This is a genomic window from Micromonospora rifamycinica (assembly GCF_900090265.1).
In the GTDB taxonomy this organism is placed as follows: Bacteria; Actinomycetota; Actinomycetes; order Mycobacteriales; family Micromonosporaceae; genus Micromonospora; species Micromonospora rifamycinica.
Genome location: NZ_LT607752.1, coordinates 4287772 through 4302875 on the forward strand (window position 1 = coordinate 4287772; position 15104 = coordinate 4302875).

The 15104-nt window shown below is 72.2% G+C and carries 13 protein-coding genes; 10 read left to right on the plus strand and 3 right to left on the minus strand.

All coding sequences use genetic code 11. The features are described 5' to 3' along the window. Window positions 1–133: 133 nt before the first annotated feature. From GA0070623_RS30405 to GA0070623_RS17795, 3 genes are all read left to right on the plus strand, one after another. On the plus strand, window positions 134–271 hold the full coding sequence (locus tag GA0070623_RS30405) for a hypothetical protein (RefSeq protein ID WP_172898419.1): 138 nt from the start codon (window positions 134–136) through the stop codon (window positions 269–271). Window positions 272–614: 343 nt separating this feature from the next. Continuing rightward, complete coding sequence (locus GA0070623_RS17790; RefSeq protein ID WP_067307688.1) at window positions 615–3347, plus strand: LppU/SCO3897 family protein; 2733 nt, start codon at window positions 615–617, stop codon at window positions 3345–3347. A gap of 112 nt (window positions 3348–3459) precedes the next feature. Next, window positions 3460–3672: a hypothetical protein gene (locus tag GA0070623_RS17795; protein ID WP_067307691.1), complete on the plus strand. Its 213-nt coding sequence runs from the start codon at window positions 3460–3462 to the stop codon at window positions 3670–3672. Window positions 3673–3716: 44 nt separating this feature from the next. On the opposite strand, the gene GA0070623_RS17800 is transcribed toward GA0070623_RS17795, so the two are convergent. Further along, complete coding sequence (locus tag GA0070623_RS17800; protein WP_084261281.1) at window positions 3717–4628, minus strand: DUF2690 domain-containing protein; 912 nt, start codon at window positions 4626–4628, stop codon at window positions 3717–3719. 264 nt (window positions 4629–4892) lie between these two features. On the opposite strand from GA0070623_RS17800, the gene GA0070623_RS17805 reads away from it, so the two are divergent. The 4 genes from GA0070623_RS17805 (at window position 4893) to GA0070623_RS17820 (ending at window position 11148) form a co-directional block, all read left to right on the plus strand. Continuing rightward, window positions 4893–5708, plus strand: a complete 816-nt coding sequence (locus GA0070623_RS17805; protein ID WP_067307697.1) for a hypothetical protein — start codon at window positions 4893–4895, stop codon at window positions 5706–5708. Window positions 5709–5753: 45 nt separating this feature from the next. Further along, a complete protein-coding gene (locus GA0070623_RS30030) occupies window positions 5754–6662 on the plus strand; it encodes an SH3 domain-containing protein (RefSeq protein ID WP_157746979.1) in 909 nt (302 codons plus the stop codon). Window positions 6663–7065: 403 nt separating this feature from the next. Further along, on the plus strand, window positions 7066–7419 hold the full coding sequence (locus tag GA0070623_RS17815; RefSeq protein WP_067307703.1) for a nitroreductase/quinone reductase family protein: 354 nt from the start codon (window positions 7066–7068) through the stop codon (window positions 7417–7419). Window positions 7420–7479: 60 nt separating this feature from the next. Then, complete coding sequence (locus GA0070623_RS17820) at window positions 7480–11148, plus strand: NACHT domain-containing protein (RefSeq protein WP_089004103.1); 3669 nt, start codon at window positions 7480–7482, stop codon at window positions 11146–11148. 109 nt (window positions 11149–11257) lie between these two features. On the opposite strand, the gene GA0070623_RS17825 is transcribed toward GA0070623_RS17820, so the two are convergent. Then, window positions 11258–11449 (minus strand): DUF397 domain-containing protein, encoded by a 192-nt coding sequence (locus GA0070623_RS17825; protein WP_084260977.1) that lies wholly within the window; start codon window positions 11447–11449, stop codon window positions 11258–11260. Continuing rightward, window positions 11440–12246: a helix-turn-helix domain-containing protein gene (locus GA0070623_RS17830; RefSeq protein WP_407937941.1), complete on the minus strand. Its 807-nt coding sequence runs from the start codon at window positions 12244–12246 to the stop codon at window positions 11440–11442. Before GA0070623_RS17830 ends, GA0070623_RS17825 begins: the two co-directional genes overlap by 10 nt. A gap of 413 nt (window positions 12247–12659) precedes the next feature. Here GA0070623_RS17830 and GA0070623_RS17835 point away from each other — a divergent pair, with 413 nt between their 5' ends. Genes GA0070623_RS17835 through GA0070623_RS17845 form a run of 3 tightly spaced genes read left to right on the plus strand, consistent with a single transcriptional unit; the run spans window position 12660 to window position 15094 of the window. Next, the gene (locus GA0070623_RS17835) at window positions 12660–12965 is read left to right on the plus strand and encodes a hypothetical protein (protein ID WP_067300665.1); all 306 of its coding nucleotides are present in this window, start codon (window positions 12660–12662) and stop codon (window positions 12963–12965) included. Beyond that, entirely contained in the window at window positions 12962–13216 is a 255-nt protein-coding gene (locus tag GA0070623_RS17840) for a hypothetical protein (protein WP_067300668.1), read from the plus strand. The genes GA0070623_RS17835 and GA0070623_RS17840 overlap by 4 nt, the downstream gene beginning before the upstream one ends. 45 nt (window positions 13217–13261) lie before the next feature. Further along, on the plus strand, window positions 13262–15094 hold the full coding sequence (locus GA0070623_RS17845; protein ID WP_067300671.1) for an NHL domain-containing thioredoxin family protein: 1833 nt from the start codon (window positions 13262–13264) through the stop codon (window positions 15092–15094). The last annotated feature ends 10 nt before the right edge of the window (window positions 15095–15104 follow it).

A 15104-nucleotide genomic window follows, 5' to 3' on the forward strand; every position in this document is an offset into this window, starting at 1 on the left:
CAGACCTCTTCTCAACCTTCGATCCTTAGGCGGGTGTCTCAGCTCACCTAATAATCGATGGCGAACGACGGCCGATCGGTGTTCAATGGAGTCATCAGGGACTGACAACCGAATAGTTCGGAGGAGAGACACCATGAGCATGATCGAGCGAATCCGCACCCGTCGTGACGCCACCCGTCGGGCCCGTGCCATCGAGCACGCGCTGCGGTCCGCCAACTCGCCCGCGGTCCGCGATGAGATCATCGCGATTGCCCAGCGTCACATGAGCTGACCCGGCACCGACTTTCATCTCCCTCCTCCAGATCGATGACCCGCCCGGACCCCGGGCGGGTCATCGGCGTTCCCGACCGGTTGAGACCGGGATTCCACCTCGCCACGACGCCCGGTACGGTGGTTCCGGTCGCCACCCGCCGACCTGGACACCGATCGCGCCGGATGGACGCCGATCGACACCGTCCGGCGACGCGGAGTGACGGTCGGTGCTCCCTGGGTGCCCCGCGCGCGAACCGGATACCGTGCGGGGAGCCCACACGGCCGAGCCGGCCGGGCACCGGTGACACAGCCGACCGGACGGACGGCATCGGCGGCCGACATGTGATGGAGGAGGCGAACCCATGACGTCCGAGGGCCAGCATCGCCCCGGCCAGGAGCCGGACGAGGTGCCACCGGGCTCCGGGGGACCGGCGTCGTACGGCGACCGGCAGCCGCAGCAGGACCCCGGGTACGGCACCCCCGCCACACCCGACCTCGGCTGGGCGCCGCCGCCCCCCACCGGTCGGGCCGAGCCGACCGGTCCCTCCTGGACCCCACCGGCCCAGCCGGCGGCCTGGGGTGGCCCGCAGGCTCCCCGGCAGTCCGAGCCGACCGAGGCATGGACTCCGCCGGCCGGTGCCACGGCACCCGCCTGGGCCGGGCAGCCCGGCCAACCGGCCTGGGCGCAACCCGAACCCGGTGCCCGTGGCGCCGCCCGGGTGCCGCAGCCCGACAACCCGTCCGGTGGCGGTTGGTCCGCCCCGCCCGACCCTGCTCCGGCCGCGCCCGCCGGCTGGCCCGCCCAGAGCTCCACACCGCACGACGCGACCCCCGGCGCCAACGGCTGGGGCACCGCGCCCGCGCCCGCGCAGGAGGAGCCCCGCGCCGGTGGCTGGCCGGCCGACGACCGGGCCGACGCCGGCCGCGGCAACGGCTGGTCCGCCGACGAGCGGGTCGGGGCCGCCCCGACCCGGGACGGCTGGCCCGGCGGCCCCCAGGACGCACCGGGGAACTCCGGCGGCTGGGCGACCGGCACCGCGTCCCACCCCGACGAGGCACCCCGCCCCGCCGGTCGGGCCTCGGTCCCCGTACCGGCCCAGCCTGAACCCGCCAACCAGACCGCGCCCTGGCCGCAGCCCGAGGCCCCGAACCAGACCGCGCCCTGGCCGCAGCCCGAGACTCCGAACCAGACCGCGGCCTGGCCACAGCCGGAGGCCGGCGGCCACGGCGGCGCCCAGGTGCCGGCGGCCGACGCTCCGGCGGGCGAGGGCTGGTCCACCGGGGAAGCCCCGGCCCGGGCCGGCAGCTGGCCCGCCAACCGGCCCGGCCCGGACGACGCCGGCCGCTCCGGTGACTGGCCGAACGGGTCGCCGAACGACCGGGCACCACAGTGGGCACCGGACGAGCCCGCCACGGCCCGCTGGGAGGGCCGCCGCGAGCAGCCGGCCCTCGACAACTGGCCGGCTGCGGCATCCCACGACGACCAGCCGCGTCAGGACGACCCGGCCCCGGGCCAGCAGTGGCCGACGCCACAGTCCGGCTCGCGGGGTGCGGCCGCCGTACCCTCCCGGGAGGACCGTCCCGAGTCCGGGGCGGCCTGGCCGGCACCACCGGAGCTGCCCGCCCGGTCCGCCACGTCGGTCGCCGCACCGGACGGTCCGCCCTCCTGGGCCGGTGCCACCGGTGACCCGCAGCCGCCACACCGGGCGGGTGTCGAGATTCCGGTCGTGCCGGACGCCGAGCCGTGGGCACCCGGGCAGGCGTGGGGCCGTGTCGAGCCCGCCGCACAGCCCGCCGAAGGCGGCTGGGAGCCACGTCGCGGCGACGACCAGCCGATCTACCAGCCGGGGCCGGCCCCCGGCATCTCACCGGCCAACGCGGTGCCGCTCCCGCCGCAGGAGCAGCGCGTCCCCGGGGCCAGCCTGGCCGCCGCACCGCCGGCCGATTACGTCCCGCCGGCCCAGCCCCAGCAGGGCGGCCCGGTCGACCAGCAGCCACACGGCCGTGAGGCGGCCGGCTGGGGCGCGACCGAGCAGCCACCGCCGACGGCCGGGCCGGTGTTGCCCGCCCAGCGGACCGCGCCCGAGTCCGAGGGTGCCGGCCGTGCCCCGGTACCGGCCGCCGACAGCGGGGATTCCGGTGCCGTCGGCCGGGCCTCCGCCAGCGCCTCGGTGCCGACGGCCAGCCGGGTCGCGCCGCCGTCCGACCAGGGGGCACGTCCAGGTGGTCCGGTGGTCCCGCAGCCCCGGGTGTACGGGCGGGCGACCCGCCCGGAGCCGGCGGACGAGGCCGAGGAGCGCGACGCTCCGCGTCCCGACCACGACTCCCGCTTCGACGACCAGGACCGGGCGCACGGCTTCGGTGGTGAGAAGCCCTCGTCCGCCCCGCCCGCGTTCGGCGGCGGCATCCCGGCCTTCGCCGACCCGGCCGGCAGTAACCGGCCGATGAACGGCACCCGGCCGCACGGGCCGGCCGACCAGCCCGCCGAGCCGTTCGGCAGCCGCCCGACCAGCGGTGGCCCGACCAGTGGTGCACCGGCGGGTGCCGCGCCCGTGCCGGGGTACGGCCACCCGGCCCACGACCCGGCCCACGGCGGGTACGCGTCGCCCTTCCCGCCCGCCGGGCAGCAGTTCCCGTCCACGGGGCAGCAGTTCGGCCCGGCCGGGCAGCAGCCCGGCACCGCCAGTTGGCCGGTCGAGTCCGACTCGGAGCATGGGCGTTTCGACGCGTTCAAGCCGGAGGCCGAGCCGGAGCAGAAGGCCGAGCAGCCCACGCCGAAGGTACGTAACGGTCGGGTGCTCGCCCTGGTGCTGATCGTGGCGGTGCTGATCCTGGCCGTCCCGCTGGGGCTGCTGATGCTCCTCGGCAAGATCGGTGCGGACGACGAGCCGGCCCCGTTCAACCCGGCCGTCGGCTCCTGCGTCAAGCAGTCCGGCACCGGTGCGAGCGCGGCGGGCTGCAGCGAACCGGGTGCCTTCACGGTCGTCTCCAAGGTGGACGCCAAGGAGAAGTGCACCGACCCGACCCAGCCGCACGTGGTGCTCCAGGGCGGCGGGGTCGACCGGGTGCTCTGCCTGAAGCCGGCCGGCCAGTAACGACGTACGGCGGCGGGGGCGCGGTCTACCGTGCCCCCGCCGTCGGTGTTTCGGCGGCCGCACACTGGGCAGTCTTGAGGGCACGCAGACGTTGAGCCCGAGGAGGTCCCCCATGGCCGGCAACGAGCACGAGGTCAACCGCAGCGCCCGCAGCGGTAGGTTCGTCACGGAGAGCACCACCGAGCGGGAGCCCCGGCACACGACCACCGAGCAGGTCGGCGGCGGCGGGGACCGCGAGGTCAACCGCAGTGCGAGCACCGGCCGGTTCGTCACCGGGACGACCGCCGAGCTGCACCCCTCGACCACCGAGACCCAGCACGTCTGACCACAGGCCGACCAGCGCCCCCCGCGTCCGCGCGGGGGGCGCCGTCAGGTCCGGGAACCGAGCCGTACGCAGGGGGTCCGGGCGCTCGCCAGCAGGCGGCGGTTGTCCGCCGCGGTGATGTCCACGGTGACCGACACACAGCCCCCGGTGGTCCGCAGCACGTTGCCGAAGACACTGTAGACCTGGCGTTTCACCATGTACGGATAGTCGAACCGGCTGGTCGCCCCGTCGGACGGGCGGGTGGCGGCCAGCCGGACGGTCGCCCCGGTCGGCACCCGCTCGGTGGAGACGAAGAGCGGCCAGGCCGCCTGGCAGCGCGGCGAGTGGCGCAGCGTCAGGCTGCCGTAGGGCTGTTGTTTCGGGTCGGGGTCCGGGACCGGGACGGTCTCCACACTGACCGCGTCGACCTGGCAGCGCGCCTCCTGCGGGTCCGCCCCGTCCGCGACGGCGGCGGTCGTGGGTGCCGGGGTCGAGGCTTCGGTGGGCCGGTCCGCCCGCCGGTCCGGGCCGATGCCCGAATCGGCCAGCAGCGGAACGACCGAGCCGGCGACGAGCACCGTCAGGCCCGCCGTCGCGGCCAGCGCCCAGCGGGACACCGCCGGCCGCCGCGTCGGCGTCGGTCGCCGCTCCGCCGGTCGTCCCGGGTCCGGCTCGGTCGCCTGGCCCGTTTCGGCCTCCCGGTGCCAGCGCACCCGCCAGGCCTCCTCGTCCCCACCACAGGCCCGGACGAACGCCATGGTCAGTTCCAGCGACGGCAGCCGGGTGCCGGACAGCACGCCCGCCAGGGCGGTGTGTGAGTAGTGCGCGGTCGCGGACATCTTGCGCAGGGAGGGTTGCCCTGCGTCGCGCCGCAGCCGGGCGAGGTCGGCGACGAACTCGCGGTGCCGGGTGTCACCGCCGTGGTCCCGGATGTCGCCGGGCACCTGGCCGTCGGGTCGTCCGCTTCGCCCCGTCATGAACCCTCCCCTGCGTGTAAACCCTGGTGTCAACGTCCGTCACGCCAGTGCTTTACAGGCGGGCGTCACGACAGGATCGACCCGGAGCAGCCACCCGCCTGATAGGTGCCGGTGAATATGATCTCACGGGGAGTGTCGAGTGGGGCACGCATCCGGACCGTCCGGTATCGACGTTCGCCCCGGACACGGATCACCCGGCTCACCGTCCGACGGAAACACCGCGCCGGTCCCGGGGCGGTGCCGAACTCTCGACAGGAGAACCGCGTGTACCACACGAACGGCACGAACGCCCCGGGGTCGACGCCCCGCCGGCGGCTGCCGAGGCTCGTCGGACGGGTCCTCGCCGCCTGGGGTGTCACGGCGATGGTCCTGGTGGGCACGGCCTCGCCGTCGTTCGCCGGCATCACCGGCTACAGCGTCGCCGGCACGGGCGGCGCCGGCCTGATGGTCCGCACCAGCCCGTACGACGCGAACGCCGGCACGGTGGCCGTCCTCGGCGACGGCACCGGATTCACCGCCGAGTGCGCGGTACGCGGACGCAACATCTCCGGCAACTCGGTCTGGCACCGGATCAGCGCCCCGGCCAGTGGCTGGATCAGTGACTACTACACCAACACCCCGGGGTTCAACCAGTACCTGCCCAACGAGCCGGAGTGCACCACCACCCCGCCGCCCACCGGTACCCGCGAGGACCGGGCGATGGCCTGGGCCCGGTCGGTCATCGGCCAGGCGTACACCAACGGGGACCTGGGGGACTCCAACCACCAGTGGGACGGTTGGTGCGACAACTTCGTCGGGCACGCCTACGGTCGGGCCGCCAGCGGCTACGCGTCCGCCATCGTGCACTACAACTCGCTGCTCTCGCGCGGCATGATCCGCACCTCGGGCACCCCGCCGGCGGGCGCGCTGGTCTTCTACGCCGCCGCGTCGATCAACGGGTACTACGGCCACGTGATGCTCTCCGAGGGCAACGGCAACTACATCACCTCGGCGGCCACCGTCCGCCGCGTGTCGCTGACCTGGCCCGGTGCGCCGTACCTCGGCTGGTCCTACGCCGACCCGGAGTGGACCGGGCGCTGACGCCCCCACCCGGCTCCCCTCCGGTCGTCCGCCGAAAGGATCATGATGCGTCTCCCCCTTCCCACCCCTGCCGCCCGGCGTGCGCTGCGGCTGGCCCTCGGCCTGGCGCTGGTCGCCGTCGCCGGTGCCGGCACCATGCCCGCCGCCGCCACCGCCGCGCCCACCACCACCGCCCCGGCCGCCCACGCCAGACCGGCTCCCGGTCCCGCCGACCAGCAGGCCAAGCCGGCTCCCCGGCCCGCCGACCAGGCCAAGCCGGCCAGTGTCGGTGGCCCCGCCACCAGCGCGAAGACGGCCCGGGTGGGCGTCAACGCGGTCGGCATCGACCTGTGCGCGCAGGTCGCCTACGCCGCCGGGTTCCGGAACAACCCGCTGGTCACGGCCGTGGCCGTCGCGATGGCCGAGTCCTCCTGCAACCCGTCGGCGGTGGGCAGCAACGGCCCCACCGCCGGCTGCTCGAACGGTTCGCTGGACCGGGGGCTGTGGCAGATCAACAACTGCTACCACCCCACCGTCACCGACAGTTGCGCGTACACCGCCCAGTGCAACGCCAACGCCGCCTATAACATCTCCAGCGGCGGCAGCAACTGGCAGCCCTGGTCGACGTACAACAACGGGGCGTACGCGGGCTATCTGTCCGCCGCGCAGGCCGCAGTGGCCCGTCTCGGCGGCACCGGCGACCCACCGACCGGCGTGACCGGCACGATCCTGGCCAACCCGTCGCTCAACATCCGCACCGGGCCCGGCACCACCTACGGCATCGCCGGCTCCGTCTCCTACGGCGCGACGGTGAACATCGCCTGCTACACCTTCGGCGAGTACGTCAGCGGCGGCTACTGGCCGTCGTCCACCTGGGACCGGATCACCAACCCGGCGACGGGCGTGACCGGCTACGTGGCCGACACCTGGGTCAACACCACCTACGACGTGAAGACGATGGTCGGTCGCTGCTGACCTTCCCGTTCGTGGCCGCGCGGGCAGGGTCGGACCCTCCCGCGCGGCTCCGTCGTGACCGCCGCCGTCCCGACTCGGCAGCGGCGACCCCTCGCCTCGCCCCTCCCTTACGCAGCGACGACCCACGTCTCGTCCCTCCGGGCGCGGCGGCGTCCCACGCCCACCCTCCGGGCGCGGCGGCCTCCCACGCCCCACCCCTCCGGGCGCGGCGGCGGCGACCCACACCGTCTCCGGAGAGCGGTATGCCTGACAGGCATAAACATGACTGACAGGCATACCGGTGTACGCCGACATCACTTCCCGGCCCGGTAGTGGCCGGCGGTCACGGCTCTCCCTCACGTTCCCGGGGGCCGGCCGGTGTTACGGTCGGCGTGGAGCTTTCACATCGACGACGGAGGCCCGGATGGGTCATCGGGGATCGTTCCCCTCGGGATTCGCCCGGACGTTCAACGCCCGGATCATGGCGCTGCGGTCCTCGCCACGCTGGGGGCGGTTCCTCCGGCGGCACCTGACCGTGGTCACCTATACCGGTCGCCGTTCCGGGCGGACGTTCAGCACGCCGGTCGCGTACCGACAGGCCGGCGATACGGTGGTCATCCGGGTCGCGATGCCCGATGCCAAGCAGTGGTGGCGGAACTTCCTGGGCGCGGGCGGCCCGATCTCGCTGAACCTCGACGGGGTCGACCGGGCCGGGCACGCGGTGGCCCGCCGAGACGACCGGGGCCGGGTCACCGTCACCGTCGACCTGACCCCCTGACCAGGAGCCGGTCGGCTATACGACTATCCCTTGTGGTCGGTCCGCCTACACTTGCCGGCCATGGACCCTGTCGCGCTGGCCACGGCGCTGGCGAAGCCGATCCTGGCGCAGCTCGGCAAGGAGATCGGCACCGCCGCCGCCAAGGGCGTCAAGGCCCGCGTCTGGGGAGACCCGGAGCACAAGGCGTTGGAGCGCGCGTTGCGCCGCGCCCTCACCGAGCTGAACCGGTCGTACGGCGACCGGCTGGCCGAGTTCGACATCAACGACGGCTTCTGGGTGCACGAGGGCGCTCCCGAGCTGGCGAAGGTACTCGTCCCCGGTGTGCCGCCCTCGCCGGTGCGGCTGGCGGAACGGGCCGTCGACGCGTTGGACCCGGCCGCCTCCGACGACGAGCGGTACGACCGGGTCGGCCTGCTGCGGCCGGCGTTCAAGGCCCTGCTCGACGGGCTGGCCGCCGAGGTACGCCGCGAGACGGCCCTCCAGGGTGTGCTCGGCCGCTCCGATGCCGCCTCGACCGCCCAGGCGGCCAGCCGCATCGCCGAGCACCTGGGCGCGGTCGACGCCACCGACGAGGACCGGATCGCCTACCTGCACTGGCTGATCGACCAGCACCGCTACCTGCGTACCGTGGGGGTGGTCCGGAACACCACCGTGCAGCTTCCGTTAGGCGAGGTGTTCGTCGGGTTGCAGGCGCGGCCGGACCGCAACCCCGGCGACCGGGCGCGGGCCTGGTTCGAGCGCGAGCGGGAACGGCTGGCCGCCCTGGTGGCCGAGGGGGCGCTGGACCACACCGGTTTCGAGGCCGCCCTCGACCGGTTGCAGACGGAGTACGGCCACCGGTTCGCCGCCGAGACCGAACAGCCGGCCCGGCAGCCGGTGCTCGACGAGGCCCGCGACGCCGCCCAATTGCTGGTGCTGGGCGATCCGGGGACGGGCAAGACCACCCTGTTGCGCTACCTGGCCCTGACCCACGCCCGGGCGCTCATCAGCGGCGAGCAGGTCCAGGGCCGGGACGCACTGTTCCCGGTCTACCTCCGCATCGGCGAGTACGCCCGCCACGGATTCTCCACGGTGGGCATCGGCGACTTCCTGCCCGGCCAGCTCCGCCGAGCGGAGTGCACCCTGCCGGGCCTGGCCGATCTGCTGCGCCGCCAGCTCGACGCCGGCCGCTGCCTGGTGCTGCTGGACGGCCTGGACGAGATCGCCTCGGCCGAGCTGCGCCGGGGCGTGGTCACGGCGGTGGTCAACTTCGTGACCGCCCACGCACGGCAGGGCAACCGGTTCGTGGTGACCAGCCGGATCGCCGGCTATCAGGCCGCCCCGCTGCCGGAACCGTTCCGCGCGGTGCGGCTCCAGGACATGGACGACCCGACGATCACCCGGTTCCTCGACGTCTACTGCCGCGAGGTCGAACGCGCCGAAACTCCGGGCCGGTCCGCCGAGGCGACCCGGCTGGCCGGCGCACGCGAGGCCGCCGCGATCGAACAGGCCCTCACGACCAACGCCGGGGTACGCCGGCTGGCCGCCAACCCCCTGCTGCTGACCGCTTTGGTGCTGGTGCACCGGGCCAGCGGCCGGCTCCCGCACCGCCGCGTCGAGGCGTACGTAGAGGTGTGCAACGCGCTCGGGCGCACCTGGCGCAGCGCCCAGGGGGTCGCCGAGGCCGACCTGCCCGACGAGCGGATCCTGACCCGGTGGCTGACCGAGCTGGGCTGGTGGATGCACGAGCACCGCCCGGAGGGAGCCGCCACCCGCCGAGAACTGCTCGACGTCCTCGGCCCGCTCTGGGCGGCGCACCAGGGCACCGGGTGGGATCCACGCGTGCTGGAAGCCGCCGACCCGCTGCGCACCGACGCCGGGCTGGGGGTGCTCGACTTCGTCGACAAGGCCGACACCCATACCGGCCTGCTGGTCGAGCGTGCTCCCGGCCGCTACGGCTTCGCCCATCTGACCTTCGAGGAGTACTACGCCGGCCGGGCGCTGGCGTTCCGTGGCTCGGCCACCGACCGGATCAGCGAGATCCGCCGCCGGCTGCACGACCCCCGCTACGAGGAGCCGATCCTGCTCGCGCTCGGCCTGATCGGCACCGACTACGTCGAACAGATCGACGACGTGGTGGCAAAGGCGATCTATCCGGGCGAGGGCGATCCGAGCCCGTACGAAGAACTGCTGGGCCGGGACTTCCTGTTCATGCTCCGGGTCCTGGCCGACGACACACCGCTGAAGACCGCGACCATCGACGCGGTGATCAACCAGGCGGTCGACGAGTGGTTCGACCAGGAAAACGGCCGGTGCCGCTTCTCCGCCTATCGGAACGCCCTGTCGGAGCGGTTCGCCGCGCTGGGCGGCACCAAGGCCGCAGATCGACTCCGCGCCGCCCTGGACAGTCGTGCCGTCCCATCGGGTGACATCACTCTGCAGCGCTGGTGCCAACTTGCGGCCATCGCAGCCCGGCTCGGCGCGCTGAACGAACCCACCACCACCACACTGACCACCCTCGCCACCACCGACACCTACTGGCGCGTACAGATCGAGGCGTTCCGGGCGCTGAGGGAATCCGGCGCACTCACCGAACGCGCCATCACCGCACTTACCACCCTCGCCACCACCCACATCCATTCACGCGTACAGATCGGAGTGATCCGGGCACTGGCCGAAGGCGGCGCACTCCCCGAACCCACCACCACCACACTGACCACCCTCGCAATCACTCACAACGACCCTTACGTACAGATCCGAGCAATCCGGGCACTGGCCGACGGTGCCGCACTCACCGAACCCACCATCACCACATTGACCACCCTCGCCACCACCCACACCGACCCAGAGGTACAGATCGAAGCGATCCGAGCACTGGCCGAAGCAGGCACACTCACCGAACCCACCACCACCACACTGACCACCCTCGCCACCACCCACACCAACCCAGAGGTACAGATCGAAGCGATCCGAGCACTGGCCGAAGCAGGCACACTCACCGAACCCACCACCACCACACTGACCACCCTCGCCACCACCCACACCAACCCAGAGGTACAGATCGAAGCGATCCGAGCACTGGCCGAAGCAGGCACACTCACCGAACCCGTCACCGTCACGGCGACCACCCTCGCCAGCACCCACACCAACCCGGACATACAGATCGAAGCGATCCGAGCACTGGCCGAAGCAGGCACACTCACCGAACCCACCACCACCACACTGACCACCCTCGCCACTACGCACACCTACTGGCGCGTACAGATCGAGGCAATCCGAGCGCTGACCGAAGCAGGCACACTCACCGAACCCACCATCATCGCGATGACCAATCTCGCCAGCACCCACACCAACCCGGATACACAGGTTGAGGCAATCCGAGCGCTGGCCAAGGTCGGCATATTCACAAAATCCACCACTGCCACATTGATTACCCTCACCACCGAGGACAAAATAGCGCAAACAAGGGCGAAAGCGGTTCAGGCGCTGCGTCACGCGCCGGCCTCGAAAAAACTCCAAAAGGTATTCCTGCCCTTACTAGTGGACAGAAATGATGACGTACGCCGAGAAGCAAGGGAAACATTAATCGAGTTTTCACGCCGCCATCCACAACTAGCGCCCGACCTCCTGCCGGAACTAGCCAAAGCATGCAGTCACAGTACGTGGGGAAGAATATTCGCGTGGGACGAATTATATGAAACTCTTCGTGCCTACGCCGAATTCACATCTCCCTCGATCGACCAACAATGAACGGCTTTACAGTCAGCCAGCACGCGCACATCAGTTCCCTCCCTGAGAGGGTCCTCTCCCTGAGAGCACAGCCGCTCGATTGCACCCGCGCTCTACGGCGTTGGAACGATCAGGCCCGCTCGGGAAGTCGGCCGACGAATGCTCGCCAAGCCGCTGGGGCGAAGACGAGAGCAGGGCCGTTCGGGTCCTTGCTGTCCCGTACGCCGACCGCGTCGACCAGATTCCCGGCAACCTCGACGCATGCGCCGCCATTGGTGGACGAGCGGGAAGACTTCCGCCACGTGGCTCCAGTCAGGTCCATGTCCTCGCTACTTCCGTGAGAAGGTCCAGGGTCAGGCCCAGCGGCAACGCTTCACCTCGGATAGCGTCCCACGACACACCGAGGTCGGCAATCAGTTCAGCCTGCCCAATGACCTGCGCCGCCAGTTGGTTGTCAACGTATCCGGCCCGGGAGCCGTCGGGCATGTCAGCAATGATAAATGCCCCGGCCAGGCCCGGATACATGCCAGCGGACATCGGGACGACGCGCAACTGGATATGCGGCTGTTCAGCACAGGCTATGAGGTGCGCAAGCTGCTCTGCCATGACGGCAGGCCCACCGCACGGCCGTCGAAGGACGGCCTCGTCCAGGACGACGAAGAGTTGGGGTGCGGGGTCACGGTCAAGGACGACCTGCCGTTCGAGACGGGCCGCAACCCGTCGGTCAAGCTCCGAGGTCGGCACCCGGGCCGCCTGAAAAGTGGCACGGGCATACCCCTCGGTCTGCAGGAGACCGGGCACGAAGGCGTGCTCATACCAGCGCAGTGCGGTCGCCTCGCGCTCGATCTCGATCCACTCGCGCAGCCACACCGGGGCCGCATCGCTCTTGACCAACTCGTCCCAGAGAGTCGTGAAGTAGCCCTCCGTTCCCAGCGCCTCGTCCACCGACGCCAGGTAGGGCAGGGTCGGCGGCTTCACGCCGGTCTCGATCGCGCTCACCTGCGAATCCGAGCAGAAGATCCGCTCGCCGAGCTGCGTCTGGGTGAGCCCGGCAGCCGCCCGACGTCGCCGCAGTTCTCGAAGGAGGTACTCCGACGGAGAGATTCCCACGGCTTCCACACCCTTCCACGGCAGCCCGCTGTATTCCTTGCCAGCTCACAACGTTTCGTTGCGCTCCGCAATCACCTGATCACTATTCCGAAGCCGAAGGGCGGAAGTCCAGGGTGGAAAACGGAACGGCGCGACCGGTGCGGAGAAGCCCGGCGGTCGCGTTCGTGGTCGGGCTGCCCCGACAGCAGCACCGGGGCAGCCCGACGCCACACCGTCACAGGGAGAGTCGTGTCCACAGAGCCGAAGAAGCCCGCTCCGAAGCCCCAACCAACCCCGCCGCCCGCACCACCACCACCGCCCGCACCGCCGATCGTCCCCGGCCCGATCGGGCCGTTCATCCCGCCCTACCGGGGACCGGGCCGCATGACGAACGTCGTCTTGGCGGGTCGCTGGACGGAGAGCCGGAACCGGGGGCCGGGGCGATGAAGGAACCGAGACTGAGGGGCGGCGACCTGCTCCACCTGACCCGCGAGGCCAGCCCGCAGTTCGTCAGGCCGATCACGGTGCGGGTGATCCGCGAGCTGACCGACCGCCACACGTACGACGGCTGGGCCTGGATCGAGGCGTACGAGCTGGGGCCGGACGGCCTGGCCCGACGACGGCGCGAGCTGTACGTCCGCCGCGCCGGGGTGCGTCGGTTTCCCTCCCCGCCTCCGGCAGCGGCCCGGCCGCCCGCACCACGGGCAGCGACCAGGTCGGCAGCTCGCGGCTCGGCGGTGTCGGCGTGACGCCGCTCGACGGGCTCGCCCACCGACCGCTGCGCCCGATCTGGCTGTGCCGCCTCGACGCGAACCCGTGGCCGTGCGGGGAGGCGAAACTCGTCCTGCTCGCCGCGTTCGCCGACGACCGGCCGGCTCTGCTGGCCCTGCTGTCCACGCTGCAACGGGAGGCGGAAGATCATCTCACCCAGCTCGACAGCGGCCGGTCGAACAATCTCACCGACCGTTTCCTGTCCTGGGCACAGCCACCCGACCACTGAGCCCTTCGTGCGACCCGTCGGCAGGCGGTGCGGCACGATGGGGGCATGAGCGCACGGGTACGGGCACCAGAGCTGCGGGGTCGGGGCTGGTTGAACACCGGTGGGCGGGAGCTGCGGCTCGCCGACCTGCGGGGAAAGATCGCCTTGTTAGATTTTTGGACCTTCTGCTGCATCAACTGCCTGCACGTGCTCGACGAGTTGCGCCCGCTGGAGGAGAAGTACGCCGACGTGCTGGTCGTCGTCGGGGTGCACTCGCCGAAGTTCGAGCACGAGAAGGACCCGGCCGCGCTGGCCGCCGCCGTCGAGCGGTACGGCGTGCACCACCCGGTGCTCGACGACCCCGAGCTGGACATGTGGCAGCAGTACGCGGCGAAGGCGTGGCCCACCCTGGCGGTGGTCGACCCGGAGGGTTACGTGGTCGCCACGATGGCCGGCGAGGGCCACGCCGAGGGGCTGATTCGGCTGGTCGACGACCTGATCGCCACCCACGAGGCCAAGGGCACCCTGCACCGGGGCGACGGGCCGTACGTGCCGCCGACACATGCGGAGACGACGCTGCGCTTCCCCGGTAAGGCCGTGCTGCTCGACGGCGGGAACCTGCTGGTCTCGGACTCGGCCCGGCACAGCCTGGTCGAGCTGGCCCCCGACGGCGAGACGCCGGTCCGGCGGATCGGCTCCGGGGAGCGGGGTCGGGTCGACGGGCCGGCCGCCTCGGCGGGGTTCGCCGAGCCACAGGGGCTCTGCCTGCTGCCCCCACACGTCGCCGAGGTCGCCGGCTACGACCTGCTGGTCGCCGACACCGTCAACCACCTGCTGCGCGGCGTACGCCTGGACACCGGCGAGGTGAGCACGGTCGCCGGCACCGGCCGGCAGTGGCGCTCCACCGTTGACGACCACGCCCACGACGCGCTCTCCGTCGACCTCTCCTCCCCCTGGGACCTGGCCTGGTACGACGGCAGGGTCATCGTGGCGATGGCCGGCATCCACCAGCTCTGGTGGTTCGACCCGGTCAAGCGGACCGCCGGCATGTGGGCGGGCACCACCGTCGAGGCGCTGCGCGACGGGCCGCTGGCCGAGGCGTGGCTGGCCCAGCCGTCCGGCCTGTCCGTCTCGGCCGACGGCGCGCGGCTCTGGGTGGCCGACAGCGAGACCAGCGCCATCCGGTACGTGCAGAACGGCGTGCTCGGCACCGCCGTCGGGCAGGGGCTGTTCGACTTCGGGCACGTGGACGGGCCGGCCGACCTGGCGTTGCTCCAGCATCCGCTGGGGGTGTGCGCGCTGCCCGACGGCTCGGTGCTGATCGCCGACACCTACAACGGCGCGGTCCGCCGCTTCGACCCGGCGACCGGCCTGGTCGCCACGGTGGCCGACGGGCTGGCCGAGCCGAGCGACCTGGTGCTCACCGCCGACGGCGGGGTGCTGGTGGTGGAGTCGGCCGCGCACCGGTTGACCCGGCTCGCCCCGGGCGCGTTGACCGCCGCCGGGGCGGACACGGTGGACGGCCCCCGGCACCGGCTGGAGCGCAAACCCACCGACGTCGCGGCCGGCGAGGTGACCCTGGAGGTGATCTTCACGCCGGCGCCGGGGCAGAAGCTGGATGAGACGTACGGCCCGTCGACCCGGCTGGTCGTCTCGGCCTCACCGCCGGAGCTGCTCATTGAGGGGGCGGGCACCGGCACCGAGCTGTCCCGCCGGCTGGTGGTCGACCCGGCCGTGCCGCAGGGGGTGCTCCAGGTGACCGCGCAGGCCGCCACCTGCGACGCCGACGTCGAGCACGCCGCCTGCCACCTGACCCGCCAGGACTGGGGCGTCCCGGTACGGGTGGCAGGCGACGGCGCGACCCGGGTTCCGCTGGTGCTGCGCGGCCTGGACACCTGAGCGCGAGCCG